At 62.0% G+C, this 25,474-nt stretch carries 25 protein-coding genes; 3 read left to right on the forward strand and 22 right to left on the reverse strand.

Going from position 1 to position 25,474, the window contains the following annotated elements; translation table 11 throughout:
• Positions 1-53: 53 nt before the first annotated feature.
• A complete protein-coding gene (locus BMZ79_RS08255) occupies positions 54-1,481 on the reverse strand; it encodes a class I SAM-dependent rRNA methyltransferase (RefSeq protein ID WP_090638509.1) in 1,428 nt (475 codons plus the stop codon).
• Between the two features lie 163 nt (positions 1,482-1,644).
• On the opposite strand from BMZ79_RS08255, the gene BMZ79_RS08260 reads away from it, so the two are divergent.
• Entirely contained in the window at positions 1,645-2,628 is a 984-nt protein-coding gene (locus BMZ79_RS08260; protein WP_090638512.1) for a Na/Pi cotransporter family protein, read from the forward strand.
• Between the two features lie 39 nt (positions 2,629-2,667).
• Here the strand turns inward: BMZ79_RS08260 and BMZ79_RS08265 are convergent, their stop codons facing one another.
• The 17 genes from BMZ79_RS08265 to gpr form a co-directional block, all read right to left on the reverse strand.
• On the reverse strand, positions 2,668-3,105 hold the full coding sequence (locus BMZ79_RS08265) for an NUDIX hydrolase (RefSeq protein WP_090638513.1): 438 nt from the start codon (positions 3,103-3,105) through the stop codon (positions 2,668-2,670).
• 109 nt (positions 3,106-3,214) lie between these two features.
• Positions 3,215-4,624: a tRNA (N(6)-L-threonylcarbamoyladenosine(37)-C(2))-methylthiotransferase MtaB gene (mtaB, locus tag BMZ79_RS08270; protein ID WP_090638515.1), complete on the reverse strand. Its 1,410-nt coding sequence runs from the start codon at positions 4,622-4,624 to the stop codon at positions 3,215-3,217.
• 4 nt (positions 4,625-4,628) lie between these two features.
• The gene (locus BMZ79_RS08275) at positions 4,629-5,396 is read right to left on the reverse strand and encodes an RsmE family RNA methyltransferase (protein ID WP_090638516.1); all 768 of its coding nucleotides are present in this window, start codon (positions 5,394-5,396) and stop codon (positions 4,629-4,631) included.
• 129 nt (positions 5,397-5,525) lie between these two features.
• Positions 5,526-6,185 (reverse strand): site-2 protease family protein, encoded by a 660-nt coding sequence (locus BMZ79_RS08280; RefSeq protein ID WP_090638783.1) that lies wholly within the window; start codon positions 6,183-6,185, stop codon positions 5,526-5,528.
• A gap of 211 nt (positions 6,186-6,396) precedes the next feature.
• On the reverse strand, positions 6,397-7,380 hold the full coding sequence (gene prmA / locus BMZ79_RS08285; protein WP_090638518.1) for a 50S ribosomal protein L11 methyltransferase: 984 nt from the start codon (positions 7,378-7,380) through the stop codon (positions 6,397-6,399).
• Positions 7,381-7,588: 208 nt separating this feature from the next.
• Positions 7,589-7,780 carry a hypothetical protein gene (locus BMZ79_RS08290; protein WP_090638519.1) on the reverse strand — a complete coding sequence of 64 codons (192 nt, stop codon included), beginning with the start codon at positions 7,778-7,780 and terminating at the stop codon, positions 7,589-7,591.
• Positions 7,781-7,795: 15 nt separating this feature from the next.
• Positions 7,796-7,972: a YfhD family protein gene (locus tag BMZ79_RS08295; RefSeq protein ID WP_090638521.1), complete on the reverse strand. Its 177-nt coding sequence runs from the start codon at positions 7,970-7,972 to the stop codon at positions 7,796-7,798.
• Positions 7,973-8,063: 91 nt separating this feature from the next.
• On the reverse strand, positions 8,064-9,188 hold the full coding sequence (gene dnaJ, locus BMZ79_RS08300; RefSeq protein WP_090638522.1) for a molecular chaperone DnaJ: 1,125 nt from the start codon (positions 9,186-9,188) through the stop codon (positions 8,064-8,066).
• 212 nt (positions 9,189-9,400) lie between these two features.
• Positions 9,401-11,242, reverse strand: a complete 1,842-nt coding sequence (gene dnaK, locus BMZ79_RS08305) for a molecular chaperone DnaK (RefSeq protein ID WP_090638525.1) — start codon at positions 11,240-11,242, stop codon at positions 9,401-9,403.
• A gap of 50 nt (positions 11,243-11,292) precedes the next feature.
• Entirely contained in the window at positions 11,293-11,868 is a 576-nt protein-coding gene (grpE, locus tag BMZ79_RS08310) for a nucleotide exchange factor GrpE (RefSeq protein WP_371263651.1), read from the reverse strand.
• A 71-nt stretch (positions 11,869-11,939) separates the two neighbouring features.
• The gene (hrcA, locus tag BMZ79_RS08315; RefSeq protein WP_090638530.1) at positions 11,940-12,965 is read right to left on the reverse strand and encodes a heat-inducible transcriptional repressor HrcA; all 1,026 of its coding nucleotides are present in this window, start codon (positions 12,963-12,965) and stop codon (positions 11,940-11,942) included.
• A gap of 134 nt (positions 12,966-13,099) precedes the next feature.
• On the reverse strand, positions 13,100-13,576 hold the full coding sequence (locus BMZ79_RS08320) for an N-acetyltransferase (RefSeq protein WP_090638532.1): 477 nt from the start codon (positions 13,574-13,576) through the stop codon (positions 13,100-13,102).
• Between the two features lie 127 nt (positions 13,577-13,703).
• Entirely contained in the window at positions 13,704-14,861 is a 1,158-nt protein-coding gene (gene hemW / locus BMZ79_RS08325) for a radical SAM family heme chaperone HemW (protein WP_090638534.1), read from the reverse strand.
• Positions 14,862-15,179: 318 nt separating this feature from the next.
• Positions 15,180-16,997, reverse strand: a complete 1,818-nt coding sequence (lepA, locus tag BMZ79_RS08330; RefSeq protein WP_090638536.1) for a translation elongation factor 4 — start codon at positions 16,995-16,997, stop codon at positions 15,180-15,182.
• A 65-nt stretch (positions 16,998-17,062) separates the two neighbouring features.
• A complete protein-coding gene (locus BMZ79_RS08335; RefSeq protein ID WP_218154668.1) occupies positions 17,063-17,545 on the reverse strand; it encodes a hypothetical protein in 483 nt (160 codons plus the stop codon).
• Between the two features lie 42 nt (positions 17,546-17,587).
• Entirely contained in the window at positions 17,588-18,886 is a 1,299-nt protein-coding gene (gene spoIIP / locus BMZ79_RS08340; protein ID WP_090638540.1) for a stage II sporulation protein P, read from the reverse strand.
• Positions 18,887-19,143: 257 nt separating this feature from the next.
• Entirely contained in the window at positions 19,144-20,151 is a 1,008-nt protein-coding gene (gene gpr / locus BMZ79_RS08345; RefSeq protein WP_090638542.1) for a GPR endopeptidase, read from the reverse strand.
• A 193-nt stretch (positions 20,152-20,344) separates the two neighbouring features.
• On the opposite strand from gpr, the gene rpsT reads away from it, so the two are divergent.
• A complete protein-coding gene (gene rpsT, locus BMZ79_RS08350; protein ID WP_090638546.1) occupies positions 20,345-20,617 on the forward strand; it encodes a 30S ribosomal protein S20 in 273 nt (90 codons plus the stop codon).
• A gap of 130 nt (positions 20,618-20,747) precedes the next feature.
• On the opposite strand, the gene holA is transcribed toward rpsT, so the two are convergent.
• From holA to BMZ79_RS08370, 4 genes are all read right to left on the reverse strand, one after another.
• Positions 20,748-21,770: a DNA polymerase III subunit delta gene (gene holA / locus BMZ79_RS08355; RefSeq protein ID WP_090638549.1), complete on the reverse strand. Its 1,023-nt coding sequence runs from the start codon at positions 21,768-21,770 to the stop codon at positions 20,748-20,750.
• Between the two features lie 246 nt (positions 21,771-22,016).
• Positions 22,017-23,192, reverse strand: coding sequence for an anti-sigma factor family protein (locus BMZ79_RS08360; RefSeq protein ID WP_090638551.1), 1,176 nt, complete (start codon positions 23,190-23,192; stop codon positions 22,017-22,019).
• Positions 23,189-23,737 (reverse strand): RNA polymerase sigma factor, encoded by a 549-nt coding sequence (locus BMZ79_RS08365; protein WP_090638553.1) that lies wholly within the window; start codon positions 23,735-23,737, stop codon positions 23,189-23,191. The genes BMZ79_RS08360 and BMZ79_RS08365 overlap by 4 nt, the downstream gene beginning before the upstream one ends.
• A gap of 215 nt (positions 23,738-23,952) precedes the next feature.
• The gene (locus BMZ79_RS08370; RefSeq protein WP_090638555.1) at positions 23,953-24,912 is read right to left on the reverse strand and encodes a D-2-hydroxyacid dehydrogenase; all 960 of its coding nucleotides are present in this window, start codon (positions 24,910-24,912) and stop codon (positions 23,953-23,955) included.
• Between the two features lie 130 nt (positions 24,913-25,042).
• On the opposite strand from BMZ79_RS08370, the gene BMZ79_RS08375 reads away from it, so the two are divergent.
• Positions 25,043-25,372, forward strand: coding sequence for a hypothetical protein (locus BMZ79_RS08375; protein ID WP_143088905.1), 330 nt, complete (start codon positions 25,043-25,045; stop codon positions 25,370-25,372).
• Positions 25,373-25,474: the final 102 nt, after the last annotated feature.

Genomic DNA, 25,474 nt, shown 5'->3' on the forward strand with positions numbered 1-25,474 from the left:
TATCTCCGCTCCGTGCTTCCGCCGCTTCGCCGGCCGTTCGACGCCGCCGGCCCCTACTTGCTCCGCACCTCGAAAATGGCGAATTTCAAGTAATGGCCTTCGTTAACGCCGAGAATTTGCGGATGGTCCTTGCCCGCCGCGCGCCATTCGACGAGCCGCAGCGTCTTGCCGGCATCGGCCGCCGCCGCCTGGATCGTCTCCAGGAACAGCTCGGGCCGCATGTGGTACGAGCAGCTGGCCGTCACGAGATAGCCGCCTTCGTTCACCAGCTTCATGCCCTGCAGGTTGATGTCTTTGTAGCCTCTGACCGCGCCCTCGACCGCGTGCTTCGTCTTCGCGAACGCCGGCGGATCGAGGATGACGACGTCCCATTTGCGGCCCGTCTCCCCGCTCAGCGGCTTCGACGTATCGACCTTCGCGCCGCTGCCGGCCGCGGCGGTCTTGCCCCGCTCCATCCGCTCCTCGATCCCCTTCGCCTGCGCGCGCAAATACGCGAACGCGTCCGCGACCACGAATTCGACGCGGTCCGAGAACCCGTTGCGCTCGACGTTGCGCTTCGCCGTCTCCACGGCATGGGCGGAGACGTCCAGGCACGTCACCTTCTTCGCCCCGTATTTGCACGCGTGCAGCGTGAAGCTGCCCGTGTGGGCGAAGCATTCCAGCACCGTCGCGCCGTCCCAGTACGGGAAGGTGACGACTTTGCCGTTCGCGTTGACCGGAACGGACAGGCGCTCCTCCAACTCGGCGATCGTGCCGGTATCGTCGGCCTCCGCGGCTTGATCGTCCGCCGGCTGCTCGACGAGCCGGATGCCGCTGCGCGCGCCCCATCCCGTCATGAGCGGCGCGATCGACGCGCGGTTCTCGCGCTGGTCGAAGAAATAACCCGTTTTTTGCCCTTCGACGATGTCGACCTCCAGCTTGAGGCCGTTCTCCGTAATCTCCACGATGCGCGGGCATTCGCCGTAGAGCACGCCGGTCCGTTCCTCGAGCCCTTCCAGGGTTCGCACGGATACGTCGCTCCGTTCGTAGATGCCGTCCGGCGCGAACACGGCGACGAGCGCCGCCACGAGCGCCTCCCGGTGCGCCTCCATCCCCAGCGTCAGCAGCTGGACGACGAGCACGCCGCCGAACCGGTCGACGATAAGCCCCGGGAGAAAATCCGCTTCGCCGTACACGAGCCGGCAATCGCGGCCGTTCACGAAGCGCCGCCGATGCTGCTCGCACTGCCGGAACCGCTCCGCGAAAAACGCTTCGTCCATCGCCTCGACCGGCCGGTGCGCGACGACGCGTACCGCGATCTGCGAGGCCGGGTTCCAATAGCCCGTCGCCAAATACCGGCCTTGGTGATTGACGACGTCCACGAGGCCGCCGGGCGCGCCTTCGCCTTCGATCCGCTCGATCTCGCTCGCGAAAATCCACGGATGGCCGCCTTCCGTTCTTTTCTTGCGTTCCTTCTTCAGTACCGCTCTTGCGCGTTCCATCTCTGCTTCCGCCTCTTTCGCCCCTGAATTGCTTGTCATGCTTGTCTTGCCGTTCGCATATGTATCGTTACCTGATAAACCGCCGGATTGAATCGCGTTGTCGAATCGGCTTGCCGCCGTCCTTCGTTCGCCGCATTCCCACCGTAAAGGAGCTTGCCCGAATATGCTGTTCACCATCGCGCTGCCGATGCTCGGCGGCTTCGTCTTATTCCTCTCCGGCATGCGGACGATGGAGCTCGCCCTGCATCGTTCCGTCGGACGCAATCTTCACCGCCTCCTGGAACGGTTCACCTCCACGCCCCTGCACGGCCTGTTGGTCGGAACCGCGGCGTCGGCCGTCCTGCAGAGCAGCACCGCCGTGACGGTGATGGCGATCGGCATGGTCAATGCCGGCCTGCTGACGTTCCCGCGCACGCTCGGCATCGTGCTCGGCACCAATATCGGCACCTGCCTGACCACGGAGCTGATCGGCTTGAACCTGAGCCGCTTCGGCCCGCCGCTGCTCGCCTGCTCGTTCGCGCTCTGGCTGCTCACCGCGCTCTTCGGCGAAATGGAATTCGGCCGCGGCAGCGCGGCAATGCGGCGCATCGGACGCGCGATCGTCCCCATGCGCACCGGCGCCGTCGTTGCCGGCGGCTTCGCCCTGCTGCTCGTCGGCATCGCGATGATGCAGTCGATCGCGCCGGCCATCCAATCGACGCCGTTCTTCGGCGCCTTCCTGCGCCATGCGGAAACGAGCGTCCTCTGGGGCCTCGCGGCCGGCGTGGTGCTGACCGCCGTCATTCACAGCGGCGCGGCCGTCATCGGCATCGCGATGGGCCTCGCCGAATCCGGCGTCATGCCCGTCGAGGTCGGCATCGCCATCGTGCTCGGCGCCAACGTCGGCACCTGCGTCACGGCGGTCATCGCCGCGATCGGCGGCACGCCCTCCGGCCGGTTCGTCGCCTGGTCGCACGTGCTGCTGAACGTCGGCGGCGCCGCCTTGTTCGCCCCGTTCACGGCGCAGCTCGGGCAAGCCGCGGCTTGGATGACCGCGTCGCCCGCCGGGCAAATCGCCCACGCGCAAACGATCTTCAACATCGTCTGCTCGCTGCTCGCGCTGCCGGTCTGCTACCATCCTCGGCTCCGCCGGTTCCAAGCCGGATGACGGACGCGGTTCCCGCGCCCTCCAGAGCCTGCTTTTTAGTTAATTGCCGTCCATGAACGTAAACCCGAGCAGGCGCAGCGCGCCTCCCAAAATCCGGTCGTTGTTGTTGTAGCCGGATTGCTTCTGCCTGCGCCACGCGTCCGCCGGCTCGAACCATTCCACGCCGCGGATTTCCTCCACTTGCGCCTGCAGCTTGCCGCCGACGGCTTCCACGAGGTAATAATGGACTTCTTTGTCGACGAGACCCTTGGCCTCGTGGCTGTACCGATACTTGATCTGATCGATCGGGGACACGATCTTGCCTTGGATTCCGGTCTCTTCCGAAATTTCGCGCAGGGCCGTTTGCTCCACGGTTTCGCCTTGTTCCATCTTGCCCTTGGGCAGCGAGATTTTGCCGTAGCGGTCTTGAATAAGCTGAATTTGAAGCTCGCCGTTCACCCGGCGAAATACGACGCCGCCTGCTGAAATTTCTTTCATATGTGTCTCCCCTCCGCCATCTCGGAATCGGCTCGGTATGTAGAGCAAGGATTCTTGCCCGCCTCGGGGGCGGGGACAAGAATCCTTGCGGGTAAACCTGTTCGGTTCGTTAGGCTTGCAGCGCCTGCGGCAGCGGCTTGCGCTTGGCTTGCTCGGCCCGCACCGCGCTTGCGGCGCGTTCGGCCGGAGCCGTATGCTCCTCCAGCACGCGGACGAGCACGCCTTGGCATTCGTTGACGCCGGCTGCCGTAATCTTCACCCGGCACAGCTGGCCGATGAGCGATTCGGCTCCGTCGAACGCGATTTGGATGTAGTTGTCGGAGTAGCCCATGACGCGGCTTTCGCCGTTCGGCCCCTGGAGCTCGCGCTCCGGAATGACGTCCAGCACCTGGCCGACGTATTGCTCCGCGTACTTCAACTGCATGCGCTCCGACAAGTCGATGAGCTGATGAACGCGCTCGTTCTTCACCTCTTCGTCGACCTGGTCCTCCATCCGCGCGGCCGGGGTTCCCGTCCGCTTGGAGTACGGGAAGACGTGCATTTCGGCGAAGCCGAGCTTCTCCATGAAGTCGTAGCCGCTGCGGAACATCGCTTCCGTCTCGCCCGGGAAGCCCACGATGACGTCGGTCGTGATCGCGACGCCCGGCATCGCTTCGTGCAATAGCCGGATTTTCTCCGCGAACTCTTCCACCGTGTATTTGCGCCGCATCCGCTTGAGCACGTCGTTATGGCCCGCTTGGAGCGGAATGTGCAGGTGGCGGCACATTTTGGCGGACTTGTTGAGCACTTCGATCATCTTGCCGTCGATTTGGCTCGCTTCGATGGAGCTGATCCGGATCCGTTCCAGCCCTTCGATGGCGTCCAAATCCCAGAGCAAATCCGACAAGCGGTAGTTTTCCATATCGTCGCCATATCCGCCCGTATGAATACCCGTGAGGACGATTTCCTTGTACCCGGCGGCCACGAGCTGGCGCGCCTGGTCGAGCACGCTCTGCGGGTCGCGGCTGCGGGACAGCCCGCGGGACCACGGGATGATGCAGAAGGTGCAGAAGTTGTTGCAGCCCTCCTGAATCTTCAGGAACGCGCGCGTGCGCTCCGCGAAATCCGGCACGTCGAGCTCTTCGAACTCGCGCGTCTTCATGATGTTGCGGACGGCGTTGACCGGCTTGCGTTCCTTTTGCAGGTCCTGGATATACCCCATCAGCTTGTCCCGGTCCTGCGTCCCGATGACGAGGTCGACGCCTTCGATCGCGAGAATCTCGGCCGGCGACGTCTGCGCGTAGCAGCCCGTCACCGCGATGATCGCGTCGGGATTGCGGCGGATGGCGCGGCGGATGATCTGCCGGCTCTTCTTGTCCCCCGTGTTCGTCACCGTGCACGTATTGATCAAATACACGTCCGCGGTCGTCGTTTCGAAATCCACCTGTTCGTAGCCTTCGTTCTTGAACAGCTGCCAGACCGCTTCCGTGTCGTAGAAGTTCACTTTGCATCCCAATGTATAAAAAGCAACCGACGGCATGTCGTTAGACGCCTCCCATTTCTCCTGATTCGTACATGAGGCAGGCAAGTCCCACCATCGCGGCGGTTTCCGTGCGCAAAATTCGCTTGCCCAGGCCGACGACGACCGCGCCGGCTTCTTCCGCTTCTTCGGCTTCGCGCTCGGTGAAGCCGCCTTCCGGGCCGACGACGAGCAGTACGCTGCGCGCCCCGTCCCAACCGCCGTCCCGCACGCGAGCGGCCACGGCTTCTCTCAAGCCCTTGCCGCCGCTCTCCTTCTCGTAGCAGAACAACGCCAAGTCGTACGACGGAATCCGCGCGATCAGCTGCTTCCACGACGCCACGGCCTCGATCGCCGGAATGCGGCTCCGATGCGCCTGCTCGGCCGCTTCCTTGGCGATCTTGGCCCAGCGCTCCAGCCGCTTCGCTTCCTTCTTCCCGTCGTACTGCACGATCATCCGCTGGGATTCGAACGGCAGAAACGCCGCCGCCCCGATCTCGGTTCCCTTCTGGATGACCAATTCCATCTTGTCGCCCTTCGGCAGGCTCTGCGCGACGGTCACCGACCAGAGCGGCTCGCCGCCCATCGGCAGCCATTCCGCGGCATCCGCCTCTACCCGGCCCGGCGACACGGCCGCGATTCGCGCCTCCGCCACGCGGGAGACGCCGTCGCTGACGACGATGACGTCGCCGGCCTCCATGCGCATGACGCGCGTTATGTGATGAGCATCGTCCCCGGCGAGCACGATTCGGCTCCCGGCGATCTGCTCCGGCGTTACAAAGTATCGCTGCATCGGTGTTGAACCTTTCCTATCGAATCGCGGGCCGCCGGCCGGCAGTCCGCGTGAACGCTCCAACCTTCATCATACACGTTTTGAACCCGCTTCGCCAGCAGGCATAAGATTTACCAGCGGGATCACGGATTACATGGAACTCGCGAAAAAATCGGTCCAAAGAAGCGGCCAATTCACGGGATCGAAAACAAGCTCGCACCTGCGGCAAACGAACAGGAAGATATCGAACCAGTACGAGAACAACGGATCCAGCGTATTGCTTCGCAGCGCGGGAATGAACACGATCAGCAGGAACAGAAAGATGCCCCAGTGGGCCAGCTGGTCCATGCGGTACCTGATCTGAAGCGGAACGAGATCCTGAATGATCCGGTAGCCGTCGAGCGGCGGAACCGGAATCAGGTTGAACAGGAACAGCAGGATGTTAATCGTAATGAGATAATAGGAGAAATGCCCGACCGCTTGCTGCACGCCGTGCGAGGCCGTGCTCAGATAGCCCGTTTCGTTGACGATATAGACCGCGATGATGCCGAGGACGGCGATCAGCAGGTTGCTGAGCGGTCCGACCGCCGACACGACGATGCCCATCAGCCGGGGGGACTTGAACTTCCCCCGGTTGACCGGAACCGGCTTCGCCCAGCCGAAGCCCGCGACGAGCAGCAGAATCGTCCCGAGCACGTCCAGATGCGCTCTCGGATTGAGCGTGACGCGCCCCGCGTCGTACGCCGTCCTGTCGCCGAACTTATATGCGCTGAACGCATGCGCGAATTCATGGACCGTGAACGCGATCATCAGAACGAGAAAAATAAAGGGCAGATCCTTAAGCGGGTACCACAAAAATTGCGCCACGCTCCAGCCTCCTAAATCGATCGATTCGCTAAGCCGCGCCGTGCGACGACGGAAGCGTTTCTTGGCAGGATAATAGAGGGTCGGCTTGAATATCCGATTGTCGCCCGACCCTTTTCCCTCGACAAGTCTTTCTATCCGTTTACCCTTTGCGCCCTTACTCCGGCTTCTTCGCCACGAACGCGATCCAGTCCTGGTCGCGCAGGCGGTCGACGATCGCGAAGCCCGCGGCTTCCAGCCCTTCGGCCACCGCGTCTTCCTTGTTCTTGAAAATGCCGGACGCGATGTACGTGCCGCCCGGCTTCAGCGCCGCATAGACGTCGTCGATGAACAGGAGGATGATCTCCGCGAGAATATTCGCGACGACGAGATCGACCGGCACCGTCACGTTGAGCGGTCCCCCGTTCCCGCCTTCTTCCTGGCTCTTCAGCACGCCGAGCAGGTCGCTCAGATGCACCTGAACGTCGTTCTCCAGCCGATTCAGCCGGCTGTTCTCCGTCGCCGAGGAGACGGCGATCGGATCAAGGTCGAGCGCCAGCACGCGCTTCGCCCCGAGCAGCATCGCGCCGATGGCCAGGATGCCCGAGCCCGTGCCGACGTCGATGACTTCCTCGCCGCCCCGGATGACGGATTCCAGCGTCCGCAGGCAGAGCGCCGTCGTCGGATGGGTGCCGGTGCCGAACGCCATGCCGGGATCCAGCTCGATGATGCGTTCGTCCGGCGACGGCGTATAGTCCTCCCACGTCGGCTTGATCGTCAGCCGTTCCGTCACGCGGATCGGCTTGAAATACTGCTTCCACGCGTTGGCCCAATCCTCTTCGTCGACGAGCGCCGTCGCGATCGTGTAGTCGCCCGGATCGATGCCGAATTCGCGCAATTCGTCGATGCGCGGCGGAAGCTGCGCGACGAGCGCGTCGACGTTCGCGTCGAGCTCGGAGAAATATCCTTTGATGACCGCCCGTCCTTCGGGAATGTCGTTCAGCGGATGCTCGTACCATTGGCCGAGCGACGTGTCGCGCGGTTTGTTCAACGTGCCCGATTCTTCAATGGATACGCCGTCCGCGTCCATTTCATGCAGGAAGTTGGAAATCATTTCGATTGCCTCTTCCGTCGTATTGATCGTCAATTCATGCCATTTCACGCGTTCCGTTCCCCCTGAATATCATCGATATGCTGCCTGCGTATACGCAAACCTATGACGTCTATTCTACACTAGTTGCCGCTTCTTCACAAAACGAGCCTTCCCGCGCCGATGATAGGCGGCGGTCCCCGAGGCGCCCCGAACGAAAAAGCCGGATGCCCGGACCGCTGGGGTCCGAACATCCGGCTTTCGCGCTATCGCGTATGGGTTACAGCTCGACCGTGCCGCCGGTTTGGCGGACGAGATGAATCGCGCGCTCGACGAGCTCGTCGTCGAGAGTCGCGGTCCAGGAGGTGCCGTCGGAGCTTTCGTCGATGCCGTCGACGCGCAGAAACTGCAGCTTATGCTGCGCTTCCCGCGCCCGGCCGCCGTCGTCGAACGTCGCGCGGATCGTCGTCATGGCCGCTCGCCCGCCCTACAGCAGGCGCTGCGCTTGCTGCGTCGACTTCGCCTGCGCCCGGGCGTCCGCTTCTTCCGCGCGCTTCATCGCGACGCGGTCGGCGTCGTCCGCCTGCTCCTCCGAAAACTCCACGTCTTCGTTTTTGCCGATCGGCAGGTTGCCGAAATTTTGCTTTTCCAGGTTTTCGCTCATCGTCGTCGGGCTCCTTCATGCGTGAAATGAAATGAACACGAAGGTTAGCATAAACCAACGGGCGCGATTCTATGCCTGGCGCCGCGCGGCGTCAGTCGCCGCGGAACGCTTTTTTCATCTTCTCGAAAATCGTCTCGTGGTGCTCGTGCTGCACTTCGCTGACGCCGCCCGCGCCGCCGGCCAATTGGCGGAACAGCTCCTTCTGCTCTTCGCTCAGGCTCGTCGGCGTCACGACCGTTACCTTGACGTGCTGATCGCCCGTGCCGTAGCCGCGCAGGCGCGGAACGCCTTTGCCCTTGAGGCGGAAGTACGTGCCCGTCTGCGTGCCGGCCGGAATCTTCAGCTTCACTTTCTCGTTCAGCGTCGGAATTTCGATCTCGTCGCCGAGCGCGGCCTGCGCGAACGTCAGCGGGACTTCGCAGTAGATGTCATCGTTCTCCCGCTCGAAGAACTCATGCGGCTTGACGCGGATCACGATGTAGAGGTCGCCGGCCGGGCCGCCGCGCGTGCCGCCCTCGCCTTCGCCGGACAGGCGGATTTGCGCGCCTTCGTCCACGCCGGCGGGAATTTTCACGTTGATTTTGCGGGTTTTCTTGACTTTGCCCGCGCCGTGGCAGGTCGGGCATTTGTCCTTGATGACTTTGCCCGTGCCGCTGCAGTTCGAGCACGCGCGGCGGTTGACCATGCGGCCGAACGGCGTGTTCTGCACGACTTCCTGCTGGCCGGTGCCGCGGCAGACGGAGCAGGTTTCCGGCTTGGTGCCCGGCTTGGCGCCGGAGCCCGCGCACGTGTCGCAGTTCTCGGTGCGCGGAATCGTGATCTCGGTTTCTTTGCCGAATACGGCTTCCTTGAATTCGATGGTCATCGTGTACTGCAGATCGTTGCCGCGCTGCGGCGCGTTCGGATCGCGTCGTCCGCCTCCGCCGAAGAACATGTCGAAGATGTCTCCGAAGCCCCCGCCGAAGTCCGCGCCGCCTCCGCCGCCGAAGCCCTGGTTCGGGTCGACGTGCCCGTACTGGTCGTACGTCGCGCGCTTGGAATCGTCGCTCAGCACGTCGTACGCTTCCTTGACTTCCTTGAACTTCGTTTCCGCGTCCGCTTCCTTGTTCACGTCCGGATGGTACTGGCGAGCCAGCTTCCGGTACGCCTTCTTGATTTCGTCTTCGTTCGCGCCTTTGTCTACGCCGAGCACTTCGTAATAATCCCGTTTAGCCAAAAATCCGTCACCCCGTCTCCTATTTCCGCTGGTTGCCCACTTCGGAACGGCAGGCGCTCCGCCGATCGCCGTGCGCGCCTCGTTCGGGCGCCGCAAAAAACGCGCGTTCCCCGCAACCTCCCGTAATCACACGAAAAACGGCTGCGCCGTCCGTGATCCAAGGACGGCGCACCGTTTACGCTAAGCCAACCGCATTCGTATTGTCGCGAAGCTTATTTCTTGTCGTCGACGACTTCGTAGTCGGCATCGACCACGTTGTCTTTGCCGCCGCCTTGCGCGCCGCCCGCTTCCGGACCCGCGCCTTGCGCGCCGCCGGCCGCTTGGGCTTGCTCGTACAGCTTCACCGACAGCTGCTGGATGATCTCCGTCAGCTCTTGCGCGGCCGCGTTGATTTGCTCCACGTCGTCCGTCGCGAGCGCCGCGGTGACTTTTTCCTTCGCTTCGTTCGCTTTCGCGATTTCGCCGGCGTCGACTTTGTCGCCGAGATCTTTGATCGTCTTGTCGACGGAGTAGACCAGTTGGTCCGCGCTGTTCTTCGCTTCGACCAGGTCGCGGCGCTTGCGGTCTTCTTCCGCGTTCAGCTCGGCATCTTTCATCATACGATCGATTTCTTCGTCCGACAAGCCGCCGGAGGACGTAATCGTGATTTTTTGGCTCTTGCCCGTGCCTTTGTCAAGCGCGGATACGTTGACGATGCCGTTCGCGTCGATGTCGAACGTGACTTCGATTTGCGGCACGCCGCGCGGAGCCAGCGGGATATCGCCCAGCGTGAAGCGGCCAAGCGTCTTGTTGCCGGCAGCCATTTGGCGCTCGCCCTGCAGAACGTGAATCTCGACGCTCGGCTGGTTGTCCGCGTACGTGGAGAATACTTGCGACTTCGACGTCGGGATCGTCGTGTTGCGGTCGATCATCTTCGTGAACACGCCGCCGGCCGTTTCGATGCCGAGGGAGAGCGGCGTAACGTCGAGGAGCACGACGTCTTTGACGTCGCCCGTCAGGACGCCCGCTTGCACCGCCGCGCCGAGGGCGACGACTTCGTCCGGGTTCACGCCTTTGTGCGGCTCTTTGCCGATCAGCTTCTTCACGGCGTCTTGCACGGCCGGAATCCGCGTGGAGCCGCCGACGAGGACGACCTTGTCGATGTCGCTCGGGGACAAGCCGGAGTCGCTAAGCGCTTGGCGCGTAGGGCCGAGGGTGCGTTCCACGAGAGCCGCGGAGAGCTCTTCGAATTTCGCGCGGCTCAGGCTCAGCTCCAAGTGCTGCGGCACGCCGTCGACCATCGTGATGAACGGGAGGGAAATCGTCGACGTCAGCACGCCGGACAATTCCTTCTTCGCTTTCTCCGCCGCGTCCTTCAACCGCTGTACGGCCGCTTTGTCCTTGGACAGATCGATGCCGTGCTCTTTTTTGAACTCGGACACGAGGTAGTCGATGATCACTTGGTCGAAGTCGTCGCCGCCGAGGCGGTTGTCGCCGCTCGTCGCTTTGACTTCGAAGAAGCCGTCGCCGAGCTCGAGGATCGAGACGTCGAACGTGCCGCCGCCGAGGTCGTAGACGAGAATCGTTTGGTCTTCGGATTTTTCAAGCCCGTACGCGAGCGCGGCGGCCGTCGGCTCGTTGACGATCCGGAGCACGTCGAGGCCGGCGATTTTGCCCGCGTCCTTCGTCGCTTGGCGCTGGCTGTCGTTGAAGTAGGCCGGCACGGTGATGACCGCCTGCGTCACCGTTTGGCCGAGGTAGGCTTCGGCGTCGGCTTTCAGCTTCTGCAGGATGATCGCGGAAATCTCTTGCGGCGAGTAGTCCTTGCCGTCGATGACTTCCTTGTGGTTCGTGCCCATGTGGCGCTTGATCGAGATGATCGTGCGGTCCGGGTTCGTGATGGCTTGGCGCTTCGCGGATTCGCCGACGATGCGCTCGCCGTCCTTCTTGAAGCCGACGACGGACGGCGTCGTGCGGTTGCCTTCCGGATTCGGAATGACGACGGCTTCGCCGCCCTCCATGACCGCGACGCAGGAGTTGGTGGTTCCAAGGTCGATACCGATTACTTTGCTCATAACTAGAAATCCTCCCTTATACTTAGGAAATGAATAGAGGCAGCCGGCGCTTACCCGCTTACTTTCACCATTGCGGGACGCAGGACTTTATCTTTCAGCATGAAGCCCTGCTGGACTTCTTCGACGACGATGCCTTCTTCGTGCTCGTCGGACTCCACCTGCATGATCGCCTGGTGGAAATCGGGATTGAACGGCTGGCCGACGGCGTTCATCGGCTTCAAGCCTTCGGCTTCGAGCACGCCTTCCAATTGGCGGAAAATCATCTCCACGCCCTTGGAGAACGACTCCACGTCGCCGCCCGCTTTCGCGGCTTCGATCGCGCGGCCGAAGTTGTCGACGACCGGCAGCAGCTGGCCGACGAGCTTCATCGACGCGTACTGCGCGAGCTCTTCCCGTTCTTTCGCGGTGCGACGGCGGAAATTGTCGAAATCCGCCTGCGCGCGCAAATAGCGCTGCTGGTTCTCGTCGGCGAGCTTCGTCAGCTCGGCGATGCGGCCGTCCGCACCGTCGGCATCCTGAATATCGACTTCCGGCGCCGGCTCGCTTGCGGCTTCCTGTTCCTCCGCCGAAGCGGCGTCCATCTCTTGCTTAGGTTCTTCATCCGTATGCCGTTCATGCACAGACACGCGAGTTGACACCTCCTAGTATTATCCATCCTCGTGAGTTGGCTCGGTGCGCCCCGCCGGATGGCGAAGCGTTACTTATACCAGCGGCCGAGCAGCACGGCCATGTCCTTCGACAAAATGTCCAGCAGGCTGATGACCTTGCCGTAATCCATCCTGGTCGGTCCCAAAATGCCGATCGTGCCCAACGATTTGCCCTCGACGGAATACGTCGCCGTGATCAGGCTGCAGTTGTTGATCGCCTCATGCGTATTTTCCGTCCCGATGCGGACTTGAATACCGCTTGGAAGCGCATTGAACATCTGCATGATCGTAGGCGTTTCTTCCAGCAGATCCAGCAGCGTCTTCACCTTGTCGACGTCCTTGAATTCCGGCTGGGTGAGCATGTTCGTCGTGCCGCTCATGAAGACGCGGTGATCGTTGTCGCTCGTCATCGTCTCGTCGAGAATGCCGAGCAGCCGCTCGAACTGGTCCGCGTAGCGGCCGAGCTCCTGACCGACTTCCGAGTGCAATTTGGATTTCAGGCGGACGAGCGGAACGCCGACCAGCTTGGCGTTCAAAATGTTCACCGCCTGCTGCATGTCTTCCATATTCATGTCGGGCGGGAGCGAGATGGTGCGGTTCTCGACGTGTCCGGTGTTCGTGACGATGATCGCCACGGCCGAATCCTCGCTGAGCGGCACCAGTTGAAAATGCTTCAGCGACGTCGTGAACGTCTCCGGTCCGAGCACGATGCTCGTATAATTCGTCATGTTCGACAGAATCATCGCCGCGTGCTGAATGATTTGCTCCATTTGGTTCATTTTCTCGGTAAAATACGAGCGGACCAAATGCAGCTCCCGTTCGGACACTTCTCCCAGTTTGACGAGATGGTCGACGTAGTACCGGTAGCCCTTGATCGAAGGCACCCGTCCTGCCGAGGTATGGGGCTGTTCGAGGTAGCCGAGCTCCTCCAAATCAGCCATTTCGTTGCGAATCGTCGCCGGGCTGTAGCTGACGTCGCTTCGCTTCGAAATGCTGCGCGAACCGATTGGCTCCGCCGAGCGGATATAATCGTCGATGATGACGTTCAAAATCATGCGCTGCCGATCCGATAACATCGCAGTCCCTCCTATTCGAAGTGCGGACCCCAGGCGGCGTCCGGTCTTCGTCGTTCTCGCCCTCGTTAGCACTCGATAGCGTTGAGTGCTAATCATTACTACAAAAATACCAAACCAACTTGGCAATTGTCAAGTCAGTTCAGCATTTTGAGCACCGCTATTTCGTCGCACGCATGCTGCTTCGGGCAGTTCACGCAGTCGGTCCAAACCTTCTCCGGGAAAATTTCCTTGTTCACGACGGCGAAGCCGTTCTTCTCGAAAAACCGCACCTCGTACGTCAACGCCATGATCTTCGGAATCCCTTGCCGTTTCGCTTCGTAAATCAGCTGATCCACCAGCTTGCTGCCGATGCCGAGCCCCTTGTAGCCCTCGGAAATGCCGAGCGAGCGGACCTCCACCAGGTCGGTTCCGAGCCGCGTCAGCGACCCGCATCCGACGACTTCGTCCCCGATTTCGGCGACGACGAAGGTGTCGATCTGGCGCTTCAGCGTCTCGCGCGAACGCGGCAGCATAATTCCCTTCGCGGCGTAGCCGGCTATCAATTCCGCCAATGTGTCGATATCGTCCTCGGTCGCTCGTCTGCACACCGCTTCAATCGCTTTTGCTTCCATCGCTCTTGCAACACCCTCTCGCCATGCCAATTTCTGCAAGGATTTAATACGAATAAATATACAACAACGTGCATGGATAAACAAGACCTATTTCGTTGGAAACCGCTCGCCCCGGAATCGGCTTTCCCTACGCCAGGAACGCGCCGAACACTTCGTTGCCGAGCGGGATCCCCTGCTTGGACAGCCGATAGCCTTGCCCGCCTTCCTCTTCGATCGTCTCGATCAAGCCTTGCTTCAACAGCCGCCGAAGGGCCTCGCCGAAGACGCCCTCGATCGTCCGCCCCGGAAACTGCACCGCGAAATCGTTCTCCCGCACGCCCTTCAGCATGCGCAGGCCGACCATCATGAAGTCTTCCATCGCTTCATCCTCGGACACGCCGTTCGTCTCGAGCCGCGGAAGCCGGGCCGCCGCCGCGTCGAGATACGGCTGGATGCCCTTGATGTTGACGTGGCGCTCCCCGCGCGCGTAGCCGTGGGCTCCGGCGCCGAGGCCGTAATACGGCTCGTTGCGCCAATACGTGATGTTGTGCCGGCTCTCGAAGCCCGGCTTCGCGAAGTTGCTGATCTCGTAATGGCCGTAGCCCGCGCCCGTCAGCCGCTCGATCAGCAGCATGTACATCGCGAGCTCGTCCTCCTCCGGAGGCAGCGGCAGCTCGTTGCGTTCGTACAAGGCGTGGAACAGCGTGTTCTCCTCGACCTTCAAACCGTAGAGCGAATAATGCGGCAGCCCGAGCGCCAACGCCTTCGAGACGCTGTCCGACAGAAGCTCGACCGTCTGGCCCGGCAGGCCGAACATCAGGTCGATCGACAGATTGTCGACGCCGGCCGTCCGCGCGTTCTCGATGCTGCGGTAAACGTCGTCCACGTTATGGATCCGGCCGATCCGTTCCAGCAACCCGTTGTCGAACGACTGGACGCCGAAGCTGATCCGGTTCACGCCGCCTTCGCGCATCGCCTGCAGCTTCTCCAAATCCGTCGTGCCCGGATTCGCTTCCATCGTGAACTCCGCGTCCGGCCGGATCGGGAAATGCCGCTTCACCGACGCCAGGAACCGCTCCATCTGCGGCGGCGTCAGCACCGTCGGCGTCCCGCCTCCGACGAAGACCGTCCGGATCTCCTCCGGCGGGAGCGCCTCGGCGGTACGGACCATCTCCTGCTCCAGCGCGTCGAGATACGCGTCGACGGGCTGCCCTTTCAGCACGTAGGACGTGAAATCGCAATAATGGCACTTGTTCGTGCAGAACGGGATATGAATGTAAAGCGCCCTCGGCGCGTGCATCAGCATAATGTCTTTCCTCCAATGCTCCCATCTTGACCTAGTAAAGCTTCCGTGAAAATAAAACAAGGGAGCTCGGTTGCTCCCTTTAAAAGGCGGCGTTGAGTCGGGCCGAAGGCCGGCAAGCAGATGCGGCATGGCAAATGCCTCCGATGCAGGAGCATGCCGCATTCCTTGTCCTCCGACAATGCGCGCAAACCCATCACCTAAAGCGGTCGCTTTTGCAGGCGGATTTACACCTCGAATAGCTCGAATCGAAATAAAAAATCCGACTACGACAGCGAACGGAGAGCTTTGCCGGCTGCAGGCCGGCTCTTCAACGCCGCATTAATCCTCGTCGATCTTCAGCACCGCCATGAACGCTTCCTGCGGCACCTCGACGCTGCCGACCTGCTTCATCCGCTTCTTGCCTTCCTTCTGCTTGTCGAGCAGCTTCCGCTTCCGGCTGATGTCGCCGCCGTAGCACTTGGCGAGGACGTTCTTCCGCATCGCCTTGACCGTCTCGCGGGCGATGACCTTGTTGCCGATCGACGCCTGGACGGGCACCTCGAACATTTGGCGCGGAATGAGCTCCTTCAGCTTCTCGCAGATGATCCGGCCGCGGTTGTAGGCGCGGTCGCGGTGCACGATGACGGACAGGGCGTCGACCTGCTCGTTGTTGAGCATGATATCCATCTTGACCAGCTTCGACTGGCGATAGCCCGACAGCTCGTAGTCGAAGGACGCGTAGCCCTTCGTGCTGGACTTCAGCTGGTCGAAGAAGTCGTAGACGATCTCGGACAGCGGCATGTCGTACGTGATGGTGACGCGGTTCGTGTCGAGGTACTCCATGTTCACGAACTCGCCGCGCTTGTTCTGGCAGAGCTCCATGATGGCCCCGACGTAGTCGTTCGGCACGATGATCGCCGCCTTGACGTACGGCTCCTCGACGTATTCGATCTTGCCGACCTCCGGATAGTTGGACGGGTTGTCGATCTCGAGCACGTCGCCGTTCGTCAGCGTGACGCGGTAAATAACGCTCGGCGCCGTCGTGATGAGCGGAATGTTGAATTCCCGTTCGATCCGCTCCTGGATGATCTCCATGTGCAGCAGGCCGAGGAAGCCGCAGCGGTAGCCGAAGCCGAGCGCCGTCGACGATTCCGCTTCGTAGCGGAGCGACGCGTCGTTCAGCTCGAGCTTCTCCAGCGCGTCGCGCAAATCGTTGTAATCCTGCGTTTCGATCGGGTACAGGCCGCAGAACACCATCGGGTTGATCTTGCGGTAGCCCGGCAGCGCTTCGGGCGCCGGCCGCTTCGCGTCCGTGATCGTGTCGCCGACGCGCGTGTCCTTCACGTTCTTGATGCCCGCGACGACGAAGCCGACGTCGCCGACCGCCAGCTCGCCGACGATGCCCATGCGCGGCATGAAGGCGCCGACCTCGATGACTTCGAACTCCGCGCCCGTCGCCATGAAGCGGATCTTCTTGCCGGCTTTGATGCTGCCGTCGATGACGCGCACGTAGACGACGACGCCCTTGTACGGATCGTAATGCGAGTCGAAAATGAGCGCCTTCAGCGGCTCGTCCGGATCGCCCGTCGGTGCCGGCACTTTCGTGACGACCTGCTCCAGGATTTCCTTGATGCCGATGCCGGCCTTCGCGGAAGCCAGCACCGCGTCGCTGGCGTCGAGGCCGATGACGTCCTCGATCTCCTGCTTGACGCGCTCCGGCTCCGCGCTCGGAAGGTCGATCTTATTAAGCACCGGGATGATCTCGAGATTGTTGTCGAGCGCCAGATAGACGTTCGCCAGCGTCTGCGCCTCGATGCCCTGCGCCGCGTCCACGACGAGCAGCGCGCCTTCGCAGGCCGCGAGGCTGCGGGAAACCTCGTATGTAAAGTCGACGTGCCCCGGCGTGTCGATCAAATTCAAAATATACTCTTGGCCGTCGTCGGCCTTGTAGCCGAGCCGGACGGCCTGCAGCTTTATCGTAATGCCGCGCTCGCGCTCCAGATCCATCTGGTCGAGCACCTGCTCCTGCATTTCCCGGGACGAAAGCGCTCCGGTATATTCGAGTATCCGGTCGGCCAGCGTCGATTTGCCGTGATCGATATGGGCAATGATGGAGAAGTTCCTGATTCGTTTTTGTCGTTCGCGTACGTCAGACATGCTTAACCCCCAGAGGTACCTAAATGCTAATCATCATTGTATTATACCAGTTCGGGCCAAGCCCATCAATCCGTCACCTTCTCGAAAAACGAGACGACCAGGCGAATGCCCTTCGCCGAAATGGACTGCAGCACGCCGGCCGTGCCGTCGGCGACCTGGTTGACGGTCGATTGGCTCCCCGCCGCCGGCAGGCCCGGCAGCCGCTTGGCCAGCTCCTCCTGCAGCTTCCGCTCGTATTCGCGGCGGATCTCCTCTTCCGTCCGGCCGTGCTGCGCGTCTTGCACCGTCATCTGCGGCACCGGCGCGATCACGACGCCGCTTTCGGGCAGCAGGGCATCGCCCTGCGCTTGGGGCTGCCCCGCCCCGTATAAGCCCGACACCCCCGTCGTCCCCGCCGTTCCCGTCGCCGAGGTCGTTCCCGTAACGCCCGGCAGCGCCGAGCGGATCGTGTCCACGGGACCGTTGATGCGCTCGATGCCGCTCGTCGCGATGTCGATGCCGAACAGGACGATCAGCGCGACCGCGCCTCCGACCAAGGCCGTTTTCATGGTTTGCCGGCGCATAGCCATTTCCCCCTTCTCGAATCCGCTTTATTTGTTCGCCGCCGCGGGCGGAGCGATGACTTTCTCGTCCTTCCAGTACAGGTCCGCGATGACCTTCGCGAGCGCGTCGACCGTCCGGTACGACTCCTTGAGCGAATTGTCCACGCCGCCGATCTCGATCAGCACGCTGTCCGCCGCGAGGGACTGGTTGTATTCGCCGTTCCCGTTGGCCGTCGTTTTGCCCCAGATGCCGCGCGAGAGGCCGGGATACTTCTTTTCGAGCGCCTCGTGAATCTCGCTCGCGAACGCCTCGTTCTTCTTCCAATCCGGATTGCCGTGCCCGATGATGAAGAACACCTGCGCGTAGTCCAGCCCGTTGATCGTCGCGGTCGTTTCCTTGCGGTGCTGCGAGTCGCGGTGAATATCGAAGAAAAATTCCAGGTTCTTGTTGGACGACATCGCCGTGAGCACCGACTGCTTCGAATATTTATAGGATAGGAGCCAATTGTAGTTTTTAACCGCGGTCGGGTAATCCGTCGCGGAATGGAGCGCGCCGACGCCCAGCTTGTCGAGCTGGTCGGCGAGCCGCGTGCCGAGCATCGTGATGTTCCGGGTCGAGGATTCCGCCGTCTTCTTGCTCTTGATCTCCGGGAACCACGACTCCCGGGCATGGGAGTGGTAAATGAACACGACGTTCCGTCCGCCGGTCGTCGGCTTCGCCGGATCCGCCGGGGCGTCGCCGCCGCTGCCGGGATCCTCCGCCGGACCCGCGCCGCCGTCGCCCGTCGCGCCGCCGTCCGCGTCGCCGATGTCGCCGGGATCGTGATCCGGCCGGTCGGCGTCGGACAATCCGTCCGGCGCGTCGTCCGCCCCTTCGGCGCCCGCGCCTTCGCTCGCCGTCACCGTCTCGTGATCCTCGGGTCCGACCGAAGCGTCCGTGCCGGATCCGCCCTGAAGCAGGGTCGTCTTCTCCCCCTCCAGGCCGGGATACTGGCTGGCCAACAGGCTCTTCGGATCGTCCGGGTTGATGTCCGTCAGCAGCCGGACGAGAAAGCTGCCGATCTGATGGCCGGAGATGGCCGGCCGTACGTCCGCTTTGGCGGTTCCGGGCATTTCCATCGCGAGCATGTCCGAGAACAAGCCGTTCGAAACCGACGCCGCGAATCCTTTCATGGACGCGACCGGCGAAGTCGAGGCGCGCTGCTGCACGATGACGCCGACGCCGACGACGAGGACAAGGACCATCGATCCTAATGACAGCAGGGCAAAGGTGCGGCCGGCCACCAGCAGTTGCCTGAGCCGCAGGCTGCTTCGTCCGATATTGAGCGTCATTATGATACGTTTCATTGCGTTCGTTCCTCCCGGTTCCCGTTTTCGGTGCATCGCCCGTTTTCAAGCCTGATTCCATCTTATGAGGACGAGCGGATTGCTAGAACCGGAAGTTTAGTAGAACGCTAGATTGCCCGCGAGACTGCTAGCTTGCTAGATTCGCGGGCGCCGACCCGCGCGGAAAAGCCCTCCGGCGCGAAGCCGAAGGGCGGATGGCGGTACGTTATGCCGGCAACCGGCCCTCTCCTCGGGCATTCGGCGCAAAGGGGAGCCGGTCAGTGCGTATAGGCGGCCACGTTGGACTTGTCGACGGCTTCGTGAAGCGCCGCGTTCAAACCGCTCGCCACGATGTTGGCGATATCCTCGATGAACTGGTCGATTTCCTTCGGCGTGACGAGCAGATCGTGGCCGAGCGGCCCGAGCGCTTCGCGGACGAGCAGCAGCCGCTCGTTCTCGTCGATGGAGTCCAGCAGCCCCATGAACCCGTCCGTCGCCTGATTGGCGTGCTTCTTCAAATGCTCCCGCATGAGGTCGATGCTGTTGCTGACGATCGTCGAGGCGTAGAGCACGGTGGGCACGCCGATCGCCACGACGGGCACGCCGAGAATGTCCTTCGTCAGCCCGCGCCGCTTGTTGCCGATGCCCGAGCCGGGATGGATGCCGGTATCGGCGATCTGGATCGTCGTGTTGACCCGTTCCAGCGCCTTGGACGCCAGCGCGTCGATGGCGATGATGAGATCGGGCTTCGAGCGGTCGACGATGCCCTGCACGATGTCGCTGGATTCGATGCCGGTAATGCCGAGCACCCCGGGCGCGACCGCGCTGACGTTGCGGTAGCCGGGCGCGACCTCGTTCGGCATGAGCTCGAAAAAATGCCGGGTCACGAGCGTGTTCTCGACCACGATCGGCCCGAGGGCGTCGGGCGTCACGTTCCAGTTGCCGAGGCCGACGATGAGCACATTGGCGGTCTTCGGCACGTTAATGCGCTCCAGGAACGCCGCGAACTCCTGCGCCAGCTTCGTCGCGACCCGGTCCTGCAGGCCCGTGTCCTGCTTCCGCAGCTCGGGCACTTCGAAGGTGACGTAGTGGCCGATCATTTTCCCCATGATGCGCGAGCCTTCCTCCGTCGTGACGTCGAGCCGGGTAATCTTGATGCCGTCATCGTCCGACACCTCGGACACGACGCCGGGAATCGGCCCGTTGCCGGCCGATTCCGCCAGCTCCTTCGCTTCCAGCGCCAAGTCGATGCCGACGTTAAAGCGTTCCAAATCCAGGTCATCCATGCAATAAGGGCGCTCCTTCCATTTTCGAATGGTCTTAGTTTGCGGAAGCCCGGGAAAAATTATGCGGTTCGGGAGCCGCCGGAAAGGCGAACAAGCCCGAGCGCGCTATTGCATTTTGTCCCTGCCCATGATAAACTATGTCAAGTTGTGTTTGTTATAAAGGGGTTTCCCTTTTTTACGGGAGGTGAATGCAATGCCAAACATTAAATCCGCTGTAAAACGCGTGAAGACGATCGAGAAACGCCGCGCTCTGAACGCTTCTCAAAAATCCGCGCTTCGCACGGCCGTTAAAGCTGCCGACCAAGCTGTCGTCGCTACCGATGTGGAAGCTGCCAAAGCAGCTCTGATCGTCGCTACGAAAAAGCTGGACAAAGCCGTAACGAAAGGCCTGATCCATAAAAATGCAGCTGCTCGCAAAAAGTCGCGTCTGGCTAAGAAGCTGAACGCGCTGAGCGCTCAAGCCTAATTCAAACCCATAAAAGTCCTGCCCGCTCGCTTCGGCGAACGGGCAGGACTTTTTTAACGTTTCCGTGCCGCCAACTTCGCATAACGGCGGGCTTCGATCCCCCGGTACCGGCCGCCGCGTTCGCCGCCGGTTACGCGGCGAGCGACAGCAGGAACAGCTCCAAGCCGAGCGTCTTGTCCACCCGGCCCGTCTTCATGCCGTAATCCAGCTCCGCCAGCTTGCTCAGGTGCCGGCCCAGCGTCTGCGCGGAGAAGCGCCTCGCTTTCTCGGCCGCCAGCTTGACGGCGTACGGATGCAGGCCGATCTGGCCGGCCATCTGCTGCTGCGAGTAGTTGCGCTGCTCCAGCTCCTTCACCTGCAGCATGATCCGGAATTGCCGGGCGATCAGCGCCGCGATCTTGATCGGCTCCTCGCGGCGCAGCAGCAATTCGGCGTACAGCTTCAGCGCCTTCTCCATGTTCAACGACGCCATCGCGTCGATCAGCGCGAAGACGTCCTCCTCGACCGTCGACGCGATCAGCGCTTCGACGTCCGCGCCCGAGACGGCGCCGCCGTGGCCGGCGTGCAGGCAGAGCTTGTCCACCTCGTGCGCCAGCTGCTGCATGTTCGTGCCGGTGCGGGCGAGCAGCAGCTGCGCGGCATCGCGATCCAGCGAGCGGCCCTGCTCCTCCGCGCGCTTGACCGTCCATTGAAGCAGCTCGTTCTCCTGCAGCTCCTGAAAAGCGATCAGCGCGTCCTGCTCCTTCAGCAGCTTCACGACCTTGCGGCGCTCGTCGAGCTTCTCCGCCATCACCTGGAACACGAGAACGCTCGTCTCGCACGGCTGCTTCAGATACGCGACCAATGCCTCCGTGCCGTGCTCGAGCTTCGCTTCCTTGCCCTGGGCCGCCGCAAGCACGGACGCATCCCGTACGAGCACCAGCTTGCGCGACGCGAAGAACGGCAGCGTATCCGCCTCCGCGACCGCTTCCTCGACCGGCGTCTCCGACATGTCGTATTTCACCATGCCGAGCTCGCGCTCTTCCGCGGGCAGCAGCTTCTCCGTCAGCGCCTCGACGAACTGCCGCATCCGGTAGCGGTCTTTCCCATATACCACGTAAACGGGCCGGAATCGCCCGGCTTTCCATTCCTTCGCGGCTTCCTTCGCGTCCATCCGCTCGCCTCCTCCGTACCGATCATGTTAACGATAGCGCCATTCCGGCCAAAACGCAACAAAGGGATGGGGCAGCTTCGCCCCATCCCTTTGTCCCCGAACATCTATATAAACACTCGCGAGCGCGGGTCCATGGTACCGGCTGCGAATGGTCATACGGACGTCAAGGCTTTCTCGATCGTCGCATGACGCTTTCTTCTCTACACCATACGCGAATGTCACGTCATGTGTGCTTGGGCACCTGCATTATTTGCTAGATTGCGTCTGCTCCGTCCCCGTCTTCGGATCGACGGCGAACGTCTTCTTGACGCCGTCCGCGTCGATCGCCGTGTACGTCAGCTTGTCGTCGTTCGACCACTTGAGATCGGCGATGCCGGTCCGTTTGGCGCTCTGGTACTTCAGCTCGCTGTCGCCGACGGTATACACGCTCACCGTGTCCCCGTCCACGATGAACGCCTGGTACTGCTTGTCGGGCGAAATCGGCGAAGCCTTCACGGGCGGCTCGCTCGAGGCGGATTTGTCGTTATCCGGCGCTAGCGCGGGCGCATTGCCGCCGCCGTTGCTCGCTTTGTCGGCCGCGACGCCGTCGCGGCTGTCGCCCGTGGCGCTCATGGTCTGATCCGAATCGGCTGCCGGCGCGTTGCCGGCGCCGCTCGCGGTATCGCCCGCGCCCGAGGAGCCGGTCGCGTAATTCGGCGACTGAGACTGATCGGCATCCGCTCCGCCGGAGCTCCGTCCGCCCGTAATCGGCGGCATCGCTTCGCCGTTCGGATCGACGGCGATCTTCTGATCCTTGCGCAGCTCGCCGCCGCCGTCGTTCGCCGCCTTGCTCTTGTCCGCGCCCTGCGTCGGGACGCCCGCGTCGTTCTTCGCCGCGGCGCCGCCGTCCGAACCGGCGTCGGCCGCCGCATTGTTGTCCTTCATGGCATTGCTCATCACCGTGCTATCCGCACTGGACGCGGTATCGGACGAAGCGGCCATATTGCCGCTGTCCGCGCTGTCGCGCAGCGTGTGCGTGCCGTTGCTGCTCAGGAAGAACATGCCGACGATGACGCCGGCCGCGATGACGCCGCCCGCCGCGGACATCGGCAGCCAGCGGCGCCAGCCGTCCCCGCTCTTCTGCGTCCGCCGCGGAGGGTTCGTCCCTTCGCCGGCAACGACGATAGGCGGCGCCTCTACGGTCCGCGCCTCTTCGGCCGCCGACAGCTCCGCGAGCTTCGGCAAGATCGCGTCGACCAAGCTGTAGCTGGGGGTTACCTTCGGCAAGCTTTCCAATCCCTCGGACAGCCGCTTCAACCGTTCGAACATCGCCGCGCACTCGGAGCAATGCCGCGTATGATTCATCAAGATTTCGGTTTCCCGTTCGTCCAGGTCCCCGTCCAGCTGTCGTTGCATATAGTCCATCACCTCTTGACAATTCATCCTCGGACACCTCCTCTCTGATAGTCGTGCAGGTAGGTCTGCAGCTGCTGCCTTGCCCGGAATAAATAGGATTTGACGGTATTCAGCGGCAAATCGAGCGAATCCGCGATTTCGTTGTAAGAGAAGTCCTGTAGGTACCGCAGCACGACGACCGCCCGGTGATGCTCCGGCAGCTTGTCGATCGCCTTGCGGATATCCTGCGCGGTGTACGACGACATGACTTCGTCCTCGACGGTATGCTGATCCTGAAACACCATCTCGTGTTCCTCGATGGACACGGTCGGTTTGTTTCTCCGGAACTTATCGATGCAAATATTCGTCACGATCCGTTGGACCCAGGTTTTGAACTGCGCCTTTTCCTCGTACGTGCCGATCTTGGTATAAATGCGGATAAGGGCTTCTTGGGCGGCATCCATCGCGTCCTGTTCGTTGTTGACGATATAATACGCGGTGCGGTATACGTGATTTTCGATTTGGCGCAACAGAGCAATAAGAGCTTCGCCATCGCCGGCTTGCGCGGCTTTGATCAGGCCTGGCTCTACCACGGAGGATCCCCCCTCTTGCAACATAACAGACGGACGCGTCCTGTCGAATGTTGCACAGCATTAAGATCTTTTTTTATGAAAAATTTAGGTGTCTATGGTCCTAGTCGAATCAAGGCCTAGTACATCAAAAGAATAGCAGAAAATAAAAGGACCGTACACCCTGCCGGAACATTTCCAGGCAGCCGTACGGTCTTGGGCGTCGTCCGTCGCTCGCTTCAATATTGCGCGCGCAGGTCGACCAGGTTGCGAACCGGCGCGCCATGCGCGCCGTAATGGGCCAGGTTCTCGAGCACGATCTCCAGCGCGCGGGCCGTGTAGACGTCCGTGCTGCCGGCCTCGTGCGGCGTCAGGATCACGTTGTCCAGCCCCCACAGCGGATGATCTTCCGGCAGCGGCTCCTGCTCGAACACGTCCAGGCCGGCGCCCGCGATGCCGCCGCTTCGCAGCGCCTCCACCAGCGCTTCGGTGTCGGTCGTGCCGCCGCGTCCGATATTCAGGTAATAGGCCGTGGATTTCATGGCATCGAACTGGCCGGCGCCGATCAAGCCGCGCGTCGCGTCCGTCAGCGGCAGGCAGTTGACGACGTAGTCGCTCCGCGCCAGCACGTCGTTCAAGCGCTCCATGCCGTACATCTCGTCCACGTGTTCGGCGGCGCCTTCCGTGCGGCGGATGCCGAGCACCTTCATTTGAAAGGCTTTGGCGATCTTGGCCGTCTCCAGCCCGATCGCGCCGACGCCGAGGATGGCGATCGTCCGGCCGTGCGCTTCCCCGAGCCGCGGCGAGGGCTGCCACCGGGACTCGAGCTGGTTACGCACGGCGCGATGCACCCCGCGGGTCAGCGACAGCAGCATGGCGAAGATCGATTCCGAGATTTGGAACGGATGCACACCCGACGCGTTCGTGACGACGATGCCGAGCTCCTTGACGCGGTCAAGCGGCAGATGGTCGATGCCGGCTCCCATGTTTTGCAGCCATTTGAGCGCGATGCCCTCGGTAAAGAGCGTCTTCTTCACGTCCCGGTTCCACCCGAGGATGATCTCGGCGGATTTCAGCAGGTCCCTCGCCTGCGCTTCGCCGAGCCCCGCGGCTTGCACGAACGCATGCCCCGGCAGCGCCGCCCGGATCGCCGCGGCCTGTTCGTCGTCGAACGCGTGAACGGAAACGATGGTTCCCATACGTACGGCTCCCTTCCCTGATTGTCCGTGATTTTGGTTTAAACGTTACCACCCGTCGCGGATTGTGTCAAACGGGAACGATCCGGTTATCTTAATAGCAAGCTGACTATGCGCTGCGGGAGGGATGAGGATGATGACGAAAGAGCAGTGGAACGGGCGATGGGTCGACGACTACTTGGACTTGTACAATTTCGCGGGGGCGATCGGCGACCGGGCTTGGCAGGCGGAAATCGTGGAAGAGCTGCGGCAGAAGGACGCCGCCTACGACGAGACCGTCCGCGAACGGACGAAGGAACAGCTGTGGCTCCAGTTCAACGCGATCAACTATAAGATGATGGAATTGTTCGCGCTGATGCGCCAAAGCGGCAGCTCGGAGGAGGAATCCTCCATCCGGGATTTGATCTGGCAGCTGAAGCTGCAGCGGATGGACCTCGCCAAGCAGATCAAGGAATTGTGCTGACGAATCTCGGAACGAACCTCGCGCCGCCCGCCGGCAATCGCCGCATACCGAATAGGCCCTTGCCCTCCGCGTCGTCCGCGGCCGGCAAGGGCCTATTCGGCG

Source organism: Paenibacillus sp. UNC496MF (assembly GCF_900113915.1).
Lineage (GTDB): Bacteria > Bacillota > Bacilli > Paenibacillales > Paenibacillaceae > Paenibacillus_Z > Paenibacillus_Z artemisiicola.